General features: G+C 38.7%; 15 protein-coding genes. 8 read left to right on the plus strand and 7 right to left on the minus strand.

The features are described from left to right. The first annotated feature begins 23 nt into the window (after positions 1 to 23). The 3 genes from AB669_RS08765 (at position 24) to AB669_RS08775 (ending at position 3250) form a co-directional block, all read left to right on the plus strand. A complete protein-coding gene (locus AB669_RS08765) occupies positions 24 to 719 on the plus strand; it encodes a gamma-glutamyl-gamma-aminobutyrate hydrolase family protein (protein WP_047798885.1) in 696 nt (231 codons plus the stop codon). Between the two features lie 111 nt (positions 720 to 830). Continuing rightward, positions 831 to 2780 (plus strand): beta-N-acetylhexosaminidase, encoded by a 1950-nt coding sequence (locus tag AB669_RS08770; RefSeq protein ID WP_082120623.1) that lies wholly within the window; start codon positions 831 to 833, stop codon positions 2778 to 2780. Further along, positions 2780 to 3250: a CYTH domain-containing protein gene (locus AB669_RS08775; protein WP_047798886.1), complete on the plus strand. Its 471-nt coding sequence runs from the start codon at positions 2780 to 2782 to the stop codon at positions 3248 to 3250. The genes AB669_RS08770 and AB669_RS08775 overlap by 1 nt, the downstream gene beginning before the upstream one ends. Positions 3251 to 3359: 109 nt before the next feature. Here AB669_RS08775 and AB669_RS08780 read toward each other — a convergent pair whose 3' ends face one another. The 3 genes from AB669_RS08780 to AB669_RS08790 all read right to left on the minus strand — a co-directional run bounded on the left by AB669_RS08780 (position 3360) and on the right by AB669_RS08790 (position 6581). Beyond that, a complete protein-coding gene (locus tag AB669_RS08780) occupies positions 3360 to 4331 on the minus strand; it encodes an FKBP-type peptidyl-prolyl cis-trans isomerase (RefSeq protein ID WP_047798887.1) in 972 nt (323 codons plus the stop codon). A 213-nt stretch (positions 4332 to 4544) separates the two neighbouring features. After that, complete coding sequence (locus AB669_RS08785; protein ID WP_047798888.1) at positions 4545 to 5531, minus strand: FKBP-type peptidyl-prolyl cis-trans isomerase; 987 nt, start codon at positions 5529 to 5531, stop codon at positions 4545 to 4547. A 39-nt stretch (positions 5532 to 5570) separates the two neighbouring features. Next, a complete protein-coding gene (locus tag AB669_RS08790; RefSeq protein WP_047798889.1) occupies positions 5571 to 6581 on the minus strand; it encodes a bifunctional oligoribonuclease/PAP phosphatase NrnA in 1011 nt (336 codons plus the stop codon). 113 nt (positions 6582 to 6694) lie between these two features. On the opposite strand from AB669_RS08790, the gene AB669_RS08795 reads away from it, so the two are divergent. From AB669_RS08795 to AB669_RS22325, 3 genes are all read left to right on the plus strand, one after another. Further along, the gene (locus AB669_RS08795) at positions 6695 to 7114 is read left to right on the plus strand and encodes a nucleoside-diphosphate kinase (RefSeq protein WP_047798890.1); all 420 of its coding nucleotides are present in this window, start codon (positions 6695 to 6697) and stop codon (positions 7112 to 7114) included. 128 nt (positions 7115 to 7242) lie between these two features. After that, positions 7243 to 8007, plus strand: a complete 765-nt coding sequence (locus tag AB669_RS08800) for an FKBP-type peptidyl-prolyl cis-trans isomerase (RefSeq protein WP_082120624.1) — start codon at positions 7243 to 7245, stop codon at positions 8005 to 8007. 60 nt (positions 8008 to 8067) lie between these two features. Continuing rightward, positions 8068 to 8244, plus strand: coding sequence for a hypothetical protein (locus AB669_RS22325; RefSeq protein ID WP_197082379.1), 177 nt, complete (start codon positions 8068 to 8070; stop codon positions 8242 to 8244). Positions 8245 to 8330: 86 nt separating this feature from the next. Here the strand turns inward: AB669_RS22325 and AB669_RS08810 are convergent, their stop codons facing one another. After that, the gene (locus AB669_RS08810) at positions 8331 to 8621 is read right to left on the minus strand and encodes a DUF721 domain-containing protein (protein ID WP_047798892.1); all 291 of its coding nucleotides are present in this window, start codon (positions 8619 to 8621) and stop codon (positions 8331 to 8333) included. Further along, positions 8614 to 9717: a DNA replication/repair protein RecF gene (locus AB669_RS08815; RefSeq protein ID WP_047798893.1), complete on the minus strand. Its 1104-nt coding sequence runs from the start codon at positions 9715 to 9717 to the stop codon at positions 8614 to 8616. The genes AB669_RS08810 and AB669_RS08815 overlap by 8 nt, the downstream gene beginning before the upstream one ends. Before the next feature lie 106 nt (positions 9718 to 9823). Between AB669_RS08815 and AB669_RS08820 the strand changes: the two genes are divergently transcribed. After that, positions 9824 to 10234, plus strand: a complete 411-nt coding sequence (locus AB669_RS08820; protein WP_156166710.1) for a hypothetical protein — start codon at positions 9824 to 9826, stop codon at positions 10232 to 10234. Positions 10235 to 10354: 120 nt separating this feature from the next. Continuing rightward, positions 10355 to 11020, plus strand: a complete 666-nt coding sequence (locus tag AB669_RS08825) for a tetratricopeptide repeat protein (protein WP_047798895.1) — start codon at positions 10355 to 10357, stop codon at positions 11018 to 11020. Positions 11021 to 11134: 114 nt separating this feature from the next. On the opposite strand, the gene pth is transcribed toward AB669_RS08825, so the two are convergent. Both pth and AB669_RS08835 read right to left on the minus strand, forming a co-directional pair. Then, positions 11135 to 11695 carry an aminoacyl-tRNA hydrolase gene (gene pth / locus AB669_RS08830; RefSeq protein WP_047798896.1) on the minus strand — a complete coding sequence of 187 codons (561 nt, stop codon included), beginning with the start codon at positions 11693 to 11695 and terminating at the stop codon, positions 11135 to 11137. 79 nt (positions 11696 to 11774) lie between these two features. Then, positions 11775 to 12359: a 50S ribosomal protein L25/general stress protein Ctc gene (locus AB669_RS08835; protein ID WP_047798897.1), complete on the minus strand. Its 585-nt coding sequence runs from the start codon at positions 12357 to 12359 to the stop codon at positions 11775 to 11777. Positions 12360 to 12421: the final 62 nt, after the last annotated feature.

Below are 12421 nucleotides of genomic sequence, written 5' to 3' on the forward strand. Positions count from 1 at the left end.
TATCCCTTACGGAAAAGAGAACCATGTCAGAAAAAATTATTATAGGTGTAACAGACTGCAGCAAATTTTCGATTTACCGCGACTGGGTGATGGCATACAACGATGATGTTGAGGTGATCCAGCTCGGGTACAAACTAAATAATTTTGATGAAATCACCAGATGCCAGGGCATTGTACTTACCGGCGGGGAAGACGTTCATCCACGATTCTATAACTTACCAGAATACTATCATTACTGCTATGAGGGTGATATAGATGAAAAACGTGATGAGTTCGAATTCAAAGTACTGGAATTCACCGAAGCTAATAACATACCCCTGTTGGGCATTTGCCGGGGAATTCAGGTAGGAAATGTTTTCTTTGGCGGTACGCTTATTCCCGATATCCCAAGCTGGGGGAAATTCGACCACTCAAAAATGCCCGATAAAAGCGACCGTTACCATGAAATCATTGTCAATCCATCTTCCTGGTTAAGCACCATTGTAAATACCGACAGGGGCCTTGTAAACAGCAACCACCACCAAAGCACGGATAAAACGGGTAAAGGCCTGGTAGCGGCCGCAATATCTGCAGATGGCGTTGTTGAAGCAATGGAAAGGCTTCATCCGGATAACAAGTCCTTCCTGCTTTTCATACAATGGCATCCTGAGCGGTTAGATAAAAACTCTCCTTTTAGCAAAAATCTGCATGAAGCATTTATCCAGGCGATTATCGCCTAACAGCTACAAGTCCCAATTTGAAAGGCAACCAAATCAAAACAATCTGAATTGAAATCTTTTTAATAAATTGCAGGTTAATACTTACCCGGTCTTTCCGCAGTTTAAAAAATAATGAAGAAATTAATCCTGATGATTAGCTTCTGCATCGCAGTAGCTAATTTATATGCCCAAAACATAGTAAGTGAACCAGAAATCGGTGATACCGAAAGTACAGTATCTCAAACCCCGGTTGCCATAATTCCGGAACCTGTATCTTTGATGAAAAAGACAGGTACATTTACCTTACCCGAAAACGTAATCATCCAGGCGGTCAAAAGTGCCGAACTTAAACAAAGTATCACCTTCTTATCCGACCGCATAGGTACATCAACGGGAAAATTCGTCAGTGTCGTAAATAATGCTACACATCCCACAATTAAACTGATTCTTAACAGCCAGGCCGATCCACAATTGGGAAATGAGGGCTATAAGCTTAATGTTAACCCTACACAAATAGTCATAACAGCAAATAAACCTGCAGGGATATTCTGGGGAGCACAATCCTTAATACAACTTTTCCCCATTGAAATAGAAAGCAAAGAGCTGATCGACAACCGGAAATGGAGGTTACCCTGCGTTGATGTGGTGGATTATCCCAAACTGGGCTGGAGAGGCCTGATGTTCGATGTGGCACGCCACTTTTTTACCAAAGATGAAGTGAAAAGATTCATCGATGATATGGTCCGTTATAAATTTAACCTGTTACACCTGCACTTAGCAGATGATGAAGGCTGGAGAATCGAAATTAAAGGCTTACCAAAGCTTACTGAAGTAGGCGCATGGAGTGTAAAAAAGGTAGGCACTTTCGGCGATTTCGTTCCGCCAACGGCCGATGAACCTCGTACCTACGGTGGATTCTATACTCAGGACGATATTAAAGAACTGGTACAATATGCTCAGGAACGTTTCGTAAATATCCTTCCCGAAATTGATGTACCCGGACACAGCTTAGCAATAATCGCATCTTACCCTGAACTTTCCTGCACACCTGATGCAGTAAATTATAAGGTACGTTCAGGGGAAAAAATTATGGACTGGAGCCGTGGCGCTCCTCCAATTGCCTTGGTTGATAATACACTCTGCCCCGCAAATGAAAAAGTATATAATTTTCTCGACACCGTAATCACGCAAATTGCTCAACTTTTCCCCTTTGATTATATTCACATGGGAGGAGATGAAGCTTCCCATAATTTCTGGGAAAAGAACGATCAGGTAAAAGCATTAATGCAACGTGAAAACTTAAAAACCATCCCTCAGGTGCAGGCTTATTTCGAAAAAAGAGTAGAGCAGATTGTAATGGCTAAGGGCAAGAAGTTTATGGGCTGGGATGAAATCCTCGATGGTGGTGTATCTCCAACGGCCGCAGTGATGAGTTGGAGAGGAATGAAATATGGAATTCAGGCAGCTAATGACAAACACAACGTTGTGATGAGCCCAACAGAATTTGCCTACCTGGATTACATGCAGGCTGATGTAGTTACCGAACCGCGCGTATATGCTTCCCTAAGACTAAATAAAGCATATCAATTTAATCCCGTTCCGGCAAGCGTAAATGCACAATATGTAATAGGTGGACAGGCGAACCTGTGGACAGAACAGATCTTTAATTTCCGCCAGGTACAATATATGCTTTGGCCTCGTGCTTTTGCCATTTCTGAATCAGTATGGAGCCCAATCGAAAAGAAAAACTGGACAAACTTCGTACAGCGTACAGAGGAACATTTCAAACGATTAGACTTGGCAGAAACTAAATATTCTCCTGCCATTTACGACCCAATGATTAGTGTAAAAAGGTCTCCAGACAAGCAATTGATGATCGAACTTACACCGGAAATTGACGGGCTGGATATTTATTACAGTTTCGACAATTCTACTCCCGATCGCTTTTATCCCAAATATACTGCCGCAATTGTCCCGCCAAAAGACGCAAGCATTTTAAGGATAATCACTTATAAGGGCAAACAACCAGCGGGCAGGCTGATTAGTATTCCGGTAACTGATTTACAAAAAAGATCAAGATAATGGGAAAGGAAATAGAAAGAAAATTCCTTTTAAATCCCTCAGAATGGGAAAAATTAAGCAAGCCAGAAGGTAAACATTTAAGACAAGGTTACATTTTAACCAATCCTGACAAAACGATTAGAGTAAGAGTGGCAGACTCAAAAGGATGGTTAACCATTAAAGGCATTTCAATAGGTGCCTCCCGGTTGGAATATGAATATGAAGTTCCTTTGCAGGAAGCCCTCGAATTACTGGATCATTTTTCCGATCAGGAACTTGAAAAAATCCGTTATGAAATTGTTCACGAAGAAAAGCTATGGGAAATTGATGTTTTTCTCGGTGATAACAGCGGGTTGATCGTGGCTGAAATAGAACTGTCTTCAGAGGATGAATACTTTGATTTACCCATCTGGATTGATAAAGAAGTTACACACGAACAAAAATACTTCAATTCAAACTTAACCCAGAATCCTTTCAAAAACTGGCCCTGAAAATTCAATAATTCAGCCATTCCATCACTCATTAATCCAACACTACACCCTAACAAAAAATGCAACCTTTAAGGTTGCATTTTTTGTTGCTAAACACGTTCGTGTAAAGCTATTTGCTTAGCGGCAAACTACCAACCGGCTTAATAATTCTTTTCAGTTCAACGTCAAATACCAAAGGGGTAAATGGATTAAATGGCCCTCCACCGTTTTCGCCAAAAGCCAGTTTCGATGGCAGAATCATCTTTATCTTACCACCAACACCAATCAGCTGAATCCCCTGGATTACCCCCTGAGGGAGCTGTCCCAAAGGCAAATTACGTGGAATATACTGAACGCTTTCAGAGAATATACCTGCATCCTTCGCAATTCGCGCATCCGAAGTATCGAATACGTTTAATTTTCCGTCAGACTTTTTATTAGTAAACTGGCCCGTGTAGTCCATTACTACTGTATCAGTTAAACTTGCTCTTTCACTATTACCCGGACGCTCAATAATATAATTTAATCCAGATGGAGCCGTAGTCACCTTCAGATTATTCTCATCAATGTATTTCTTAATCTTAGCTGGCTCAACTACTTTATTTTTCTCATTTAAGGCCTTATATTCTGCCTCAAAAAACAATCTTTTCTTTGCATCAAAAATCGAATCAACATCATTTCCCTTGTGTAACACCTTCTCAATTTTGATAGTAAAAGTGGCAATCTTGGATTTTAAATTCTTTGGATTCGGGGTACCTGAATATTTTTCCATCGAATCAAGATTAAGTTTAAAAACAGCACTGTCCCCCTCTCCTAATAGTTTTAATCCGGAAGTTAAATCGCCTGGAAACATTGATTTTGTAATCGCAAAAAAAGCAGGCCGTTCATTATCATAGGTATTAACCATTACCGAATCAGGGTTGGTAGTCGTTTCAACAGTTTCAACACCGTTTAACTTTACGTAGTCTCCTTCCTGAATTTTTGGTTTTCCTTCACTGCTATAGATCTTGTAGGTCATCCCACCTTCACCCTTTTCGAATTTATTGCATGCTGCAAGTCCCAATGTCACTGCAAATGCAACAACTAATACTTTTCCTTTCATTTTTAATGTTGTTATTTAACCCTAAGCGATTGCTCCATCAACTTATTGGTTAAAGCCCGATATGATTTGATCGGTACAAAGATATGCGATAATATGTTAAAAAGCAGAAACACAAATCATCAAAGCACAATTCCAATGTAAAACTATAGAACTCCCTTACACAAAAAAGTCCCGCCTATTGCTAGGCAGGACTTTCTAAAACATTAAGAATTATTATTTCTTAACCGGGGCTGTAGCAACAGGGGCTGCACCAGCTTTTGGCTTGATAATATCTTTAATTTCAAGATCAAATACAATTGGGCTGTTCGGCATAATTCCCGCCTGTGGAGCACCTTGCTCACCATAACCTAATTTAGATGGAATAATAACTTTAATTTTTCCACCTTTACCAATCATTTGTAAAGCCTCATCAAAACCTGGTACTGTTTGTCCTAAAGCCATTTTCTGTGGGCCGTATGGTTTACCTGGTCTTGTATTACCTTCTTTTTTATCTAATTTCTCATCGCTGGTATCAAAAATTTTGTAAATACCATTCTTGCCCTTTTTAGTAACGCGACCTGTATAGTCAACTAAAATCGTATCACCAGCCACAGCTTTTTCTGCAGAACCTGGCTTCTCAATAACATAGCTTAAACCACTTGGCGTAGTTTTAACATCTAACTTATTATCTTCAATAAAAGCTTTGATTTTTGCAGGTTCAGCAGCTTTTTGTTTTTCAGCTCTTTCTTTGAAATCTGCCTGGAAAAACTCAGTTGCTCTCTTCTGGAAAGTTGAATCTGCCTCACCAGCATTTTTCTTGAATACTTTTTCGATTTTAACGGTAAAAGTGATGTATTTATCGTTTTTGAACTGCTCTGGCTTTGGTTGTTTGCTTTGAGCAGCCATCGTATCTAAATTCACTTTAAATGTAGCACTGTCGCCTTCTCCGAATAATGTAAGTACATCATTCATGTCACCAGCATACATTTTCTTTTGCGCAGGAAATACTGCAGGCATTTCGCTATCATAAGTACTTGATAAAACTGAATCTTTATCGTTGGTTTGAACAAAGTTCATTTTAACGATATCGCCTTCTTTGATTTTTTCTTTACCATCAGAATGATGAATGGTGTACAATAAGCCCCCGGCACCCTTTTTCTCCTTGTTACATGCTGCTAAACCTAGAGTTGCAGCTGCTAGAATAATTATTCCTTTTTTCATTTAATTTATGTTGACTTTTTAAAGTTTTGATTTGTAATGTTAAGCAAGTAGCTGTTCCTTGTATTCTTCTAAAATAGATTTAAACTGATCAACAACTTCATGTAGTTTATGGTCTGACGCACCTCCTGCAGCATTTCTATGCCCCCCTCCATTGAAGTATTTCTTACAGATTTCATTAGCAGGAAAATCTCCGGTTGAACGAACAGACAACTTTACTTTATCCGTACGCTCCACAATCAATGCTGCCAGTTTAATGCCGTTAATTGATAAAGCATAATTTACAACACCTTCCGTATCCCCGGTAGCACTATGATACTGTGCCAATTCCTCTTTAGTTACCGATATAATTGCAGTATTAAACTCTCTTAAAACTTCAAGCTTATTCGATAAACAATAGCCTAAAAAGCGTAAGCGGTTTTCGCTGGCATTATCGTAAACCAACTGATGAATTTTCCAATGCTCGGCACCAAGGTCGATCAGGTTTGCCGCAATGCGATAAACATCCGACGTGGCAGATTCAAAACGAAACGAACCCGAATCTGTCATAATCCCCGTATACAAACAAGATGCAACATCTTTATTGATCCCGGCTTTGTCCTCAAGTTGATTTACGATGAAGTCGTAAACTAATTGTGCAGCCGCACAGGCATTAATATCCCAGTGGCGGTAATCGTCAAAATCTTCGGGCTCGAGATGATGGTCAATCATCACTTTTGTAGATTTCGAAGCCCTCACCAATTCACCTAACTCATTAATACGGCTTAGCGTATTAAAGTCCAGACAAAAAATGATCGATGCCTCATCCACCAGCTGTGCTGCCTTCTCCTGGTCTTCAGTAAAAATAATAACGTCCGAATTATTTGGCATCCAATGTAAAAAGGTTGGATAGTCCGTTGGAGTGATCACCTTAACATGATGTCCCTTCTGAATCAGATACCCGTAAAGACCCAGTGAAGAACCCATTGCATCACCATCAGGTTTGTGGTGCGTGGTAATCACAATTCGTTGTGGAGTAGCTAATAAGGATTTTAATTCTGTAAGTGTTATCATATTTTAAGAGTTGCAAAGCTAAGTAAAAATTAATATTATTAGATGTATTTAACTATCCTTTTATATTCATCAATTAAAACGTATTTTTGCACAAAATTTGATATCAAAACACAATGAGCACGAATAGAACTTTTACTATGATCAAGCCTGATGCAGTTGCAAATGGCCACATCGGATCAATCATCAACGACATCACCAATGCAGGTTTTACAATCATTGCATTAAAATATACTAAGCTAACAGACGAAACTGCAGGTCAGTTCTATGCTGTTCACGCTGAGCGTCCTTTCTACAAAGATTTAGTAGGCTTCATGTCTTCAGGTCCAATTGTAGCTGCTATTCTGGAGAAAGATAACGCAGTAGAAGATTTTAGAAAACTGATCGGCGCAACAAACCCTGCAGAAGCAGCAGAAGGTACAATCCGTCAGAAATATGCAAAGTCAATCGATGCAAATGCAGTTCACGGGTCAGATTCTGATGAAAATGCAGAAATTGAAGGAAACTTCTTCTTTAAAGCCGACGAACGTTTCTAAGCTTTATATCAAGTTATAAAACAATAAAACCCCGAACATTCGGGGTTTTATTGTTTTAGCATTTTTGTATCTTTCGGCTCAAAATAATCAAACCAATTAATCGTTAGCAATAACAACAATCACACATAATGAAAAAAATTTTATTAGCGGCTTGTTTATCAGGATTAGCCGTTACATCTTATGCACAAACCAAAACAGTAGCAAAGAAACCTGTTGCAAAAAAAACCACCCTGCCAGCTAAGCCTGCCGTAATTGGTTTGAAATCAAGCCTTGACTCCACAAGTTACGCTTTTGGAACATCCATTGGATCAAGCCTTAAATCAACAGGGCTCTCCACATTAAATTATGATGTTTTACTAAAAGGATTGAAAGATGCATTCAATGGCACTAAAACTTACCTGACTCAGGAGCAGGCACAACAATGCATCAATGAAGCCATCTCAAAAGCATCTTTTGTAAAAAACAAGGCAGAAGCCGAAGCAAATAAAATTAAATATGCACCCATGATAAAAGAAGGACAAACATTTTTAGAGGAAAATAAAAAACGCGCTGGTGTTCACACCACTGCAAGCGGTTTACAATATGAGGTTTTAACTGAAGGAACAGGAACTAAGCCTGTAGCTACTGATTCAGTTCTCGTACACTACAAAGGAACATTATTAAATGGTAAACAGTTTGATAGTTCTTACGACAGAGGCGAGCCAATCAGTTTCCCGTTAAACAGGGTAATTGCAGGTTGGACAGAAGGAGTTCAATTAATGTCTGCTGGTTCCAAATATAAATTCTTTATCCCGTACAACCTGGCTTATGGCGAGCGTGGTGCTGGTGCAGATATTCCACCATATAGCGCGCTAATATTTGAGGTTGAGCTATTGAAGGTTAACGGCAAATAACGCACCTGCTAAAACTTTTTTCTGACACTAATGTTAGGACTATACAAATTGACATTAATTATGAAAAGAGTATTACCTTTAGCACTGATCGCATTTTTATGCACTACCTTATCGAGTTGTGAACTTATAGGAGGTATTTTTAAAGCCGGCGTTTGGTCGGGTATTATTATAGTTGTAGTAGTGGTTGCATTACTGATATGGATTCTTGCAAAAGTTTTCGGAGGCGGTAAGAGCTAGTTTGAGATCCCCTCAAAATCAACACTCAAAGAAAATAAGTAAAAATAATATTAAGGCTGATAAATTTTTTATTTATCAGCCTTTTTTTAAAGGAAGATCATTTCAGTAATCACTTCGCTGCCTGCATGCTCATTGAGTTTTTGAATAATCCCCTGCCGCACCATAACCAGTTCATTTTTGATTACGGAAGATTCTATCCTGATAAACAGTTTCTTATCACGAATATAAATTTGGGTAGTTCGGTTAGCAATTGCGGTTCCCATAATTTCAGGCCAGATAGCAACAATTGATGTCTCATCGAATTTTCGACGCAGTCGATACACGTCCAGCATCTTGCTAACGGCATCTTTCATAGTAATATCATTGGGTTTACGCATTGTTTATCTGTCCTTCTTTTACTTCAAATATACTTACCTCTGCATCAATTTCCTCAAAAATAGACTTCACCCGCTCTATGCCTGTATCAGTAATAAAGATCTGACCAAAATCATGGTGCGACACCATTTGCATCAATTTTTGCACCCTTTTATCATCAAGCTTATCGAAAATGTCATCTAGCAACAAAATGGGTTTAAATCCCTTGTTCTTTGAAAGATAGGCGTATTGAGCAAGCTTTAAAGCAATAAGGAAGGATTTCTGTTGACCCTGCGAACCAAATTTCTTAAGTGGCATTTCACTGAGAGAAAAAACCAGTTCATCTTTATGAATTCCTGTAGTTGTACGCTCTAAAACACGATCCTTTTCTACAGACCTTTTCAACAGTTCCTCAAAAGCGGTATCATTCAGCTGAGATTGATATAAAACTTCTACGAACTCCTTACTTTCGGTAAGGTAGTTATAATATTGGCTAAACAATGGAATAAACTCATCCATAAACGCCTTTCTTGTTGCAAAAATACTGTTGCCCGCGCTTACCAGTCGCTCATCCAGTATTTCCAGCAACGTCGGGTCATACTTTCGTGTAATAGCAACCTGCTTCAGGAAAGAATTTCTGTTTTGAAGAATCCGGTTATAAATAATTAGCTGATCCAGATATTGTGAATCAGTTTGCGAAATCACGTTGTCAATAAACTTTCTGCGCTCCTCACTACCCTCCATAATCAGGTTAACGTCGTAAGGAGAAACCATTACCACCGGAAAAAGGCCAATGTGATCGGCCAGCTTTTCATATTCCTTCTTATTTCGCTTAAATTGTTTTTTCTGATTCCGCTTTACACCACAACTGATTTTGTCATTCTTCTCGTTGCGGTCAAAATCTCCCTGAATCATAAAAACCTCCTCGCCGGTTTTAATCTGTTGGGTATCGATGGGGTTGAAGTAACTTTTACACAAACACAGGTAATGAATGGCATCGAGCATATTCGTTTTGCCTGAACCATTATCTCCGGTAAAAACGTTTACGGTTTCTGAGAAACGAACCTCCGCGTCACCATAGTTCTTGAAATTTAAAAGGGTAAGATTCTTTAACCACATAGATATGTCACAAATTTACCGTTTTTTAACCTCTTAATATCCATTGTTCAAAATTAAGGTTGATAAGACTAAAAAAAATTGTACTTTCATTGCAAGTAAAAACGATATGGTTGCACAAAAAATGCTCGAGGGTAACGTTCTTTGGTCATACGATCATGAGCTTACGGAAGATAAAAGCTTAAACTGGTACAAAAAAATTGCAGGTCTCTTTTCATTTTTAAAACCCATACACAAACATGAAGGAAATATCCTGCTGGCGTCGAATGGTATTTTTATTACCGGAGATAAACAACTGGAATTGCCCATTTCCCACATCGAGGAAGTATACATGGGTTTCGATGAACTTTTTCCCCCTTCTGCCGTAAAAAACTTTGGCTTGTTCTGGCAACCCCTTCGGATCAGGTCAACCATAAGCCGTTCCGAAAGTCAGACAGTATACCTGGTTATTAACCATTCGGGCATATTCAGTGATAATCAAACCTGGTTTAATGCACTCATCAGCCTGTTGCGCAAATAATCTCCCGACAATCGATTTTACACCATGCTAATCCATTAACGATTAATTAAATACTTCAAAATAAAGGTTGATACTTTGATTGAAAAATGTATTTTTGCAATCTTAATTTTTTAAACAAACATGTCTACAACAGATAATCAGACAATTCAACCCGTTAAAAAAGGTTCATTCTTACAGGAAAATAACAAAAGCATATTGTTCATTGCAGGTGCTGTAGTTTTATTAATCTTAGTATATCTTTGGTATCAGGGTGTGTATTTAAAAGGCCGCGCTGAGGAAGCTGCCAGCAAAATGTATAAAGCAGAGCAATACATTGGTGTAGACTCATTATCTAACAAAGCCATCAAAGGTGGCAGTGGATATGAAGGCTTAGAGCAGATTGCTAAAGAATATGACAATACAAAATCTGCAAACTTAGCAAACTTATACCTTGGTGGCATTTACTTACGTAAAGGTGAATACAAACAGGCTGTAGATGCATTAAGCAAATATAGTGCTACAGGTAGCCCGGTTGCCGATCCATTGGCTTTAGGTTTATTAGGTGATGCTTACAGCGAATTGAAAGATTTCAAACAAGCAGCAACTTACTACAAAAAGGCCGCTGATAAAGCTAGTAAATTTACTTCCCCTATGTTCCTTAAAAAATTAGGCCTGGTAAACGAAAACCTTAAAGATTTTAACGGAGCAGTTGATGCTTATACTAAAATCAAAACACAATACCCTGAAAGTGCCGAAGCTCAGTTAGTTGATGCTTACATCGCACGGGCACAAGAACAAGTTAAATAATCATTAACTCACTATAATACTGGAAAGACCATCGGAAGATGGTCTTTTTTTGTTTACTAACTCCGCTTATCGCCAGTCCCCCTTTCCGAAAAGCCTGGCTAAGCACTGTCTGACTTACTTATTGAAAGCAGTCATCGTATGCGCCGGTCCCACAGTAACAAAGCTTTTAACCAGATCAACACTCTTATCTATCAATGCAGGAAGTTCCGGTTGTTCATTTTTGTCAAACAGGCCTAATACAAAATCTATCTGCCTGCCTTTAGGATAGTCGTTACCAATACCGAAACGCAAACGTGCATAATTTTGTCCCCCGCAAACTTCTTCAATACTCTTAAGCCCGTTATGGCCTGCACTCGACCCCTGCAGTTTTAAACGAAGCTTTCCCAGTGGCAATGCCAGATCATCAACAATAACCAAAACATGCTCTGGCGCAATCTTAAGCTCCTTCATCCAGTAATTCACAGCCTTCCCACTCAAATTCATAAATGTAGTCGGCTTAATCACATGTAGCTTTTTACCTTTATAACCCACTTCCGAATAATAAGCCAAACGAAGATTATCAAAGCTTCCATTTAAACCTTTAACCAACTCATCCGCAATATCGAAACCAATATTGTGTCGGGTATGTGCATAATCAGGTCCAATATTACCTAAGCCAACTATAAGATACTTCATGCCGCAAAGGTAAAAAAAAACGGTGCAAAATGAATTTTGCACCGTTTAAACCTGTAAACAGGAATACTTAAAAAGCTAACTATTTCTTTCCTTTAGCAGCTTCAGTTTCTGCTTGTTTTAATGCTCTTGACATTGCAACTGAAACGATAGTATCTTCAGGAGTATTAGTGATCGTGTAACCTTCAACTTTAAGGTCACGAACACGGAATAAATTCCCAACTTCTAACTTTTCTAAGCTCACTTCAACATTTTGTGGCATGTTTGCAGGTAATGCTTTAACACGAAGCTTACGTAACTTCTGGATTAATTTACCCCCCATTTTAACACCTGGAGAAGTTCCTGTTAATTTAACTGGAATTTCCATGATGATTTCTTTGTCGTCAAATAACTGAAGAAAATCGATGTGTAATAATACATCAGTTAATGGGTGATATTGAGTGTCTTTTACGATAGCTTTAGTTTTAGCACCGTTAACATCAATTTCAACAAAGTTCACTTCTGGAGTGTAAATAACATCTCTTAAATCAGCAATAACCACAGATAAGTGTTTTTGCTCTGTTCCACCATACAATACCGCTGGAACCTTACCTTCGTAACGAAGTTCCTTGGCATCGCGTTTCCCTACGTTCTCTCTTGGAGAACCGCTAATAGCGATTGTTTTCATTTTATTTTTATTTATTTATTAGTAATAAGTATTGCGTTGCGGGCATCAGACCTAAGCCTTTA

It is taken from the genome of Pedobacter sp. BMA (assembly GCF_001027745.1).
Taxonomy (GTDB): Bacteria; Bacteroidota; Bacteroidia; order Sphingobacteriales; family Sphingobacteriaceae; genus Pedobacter.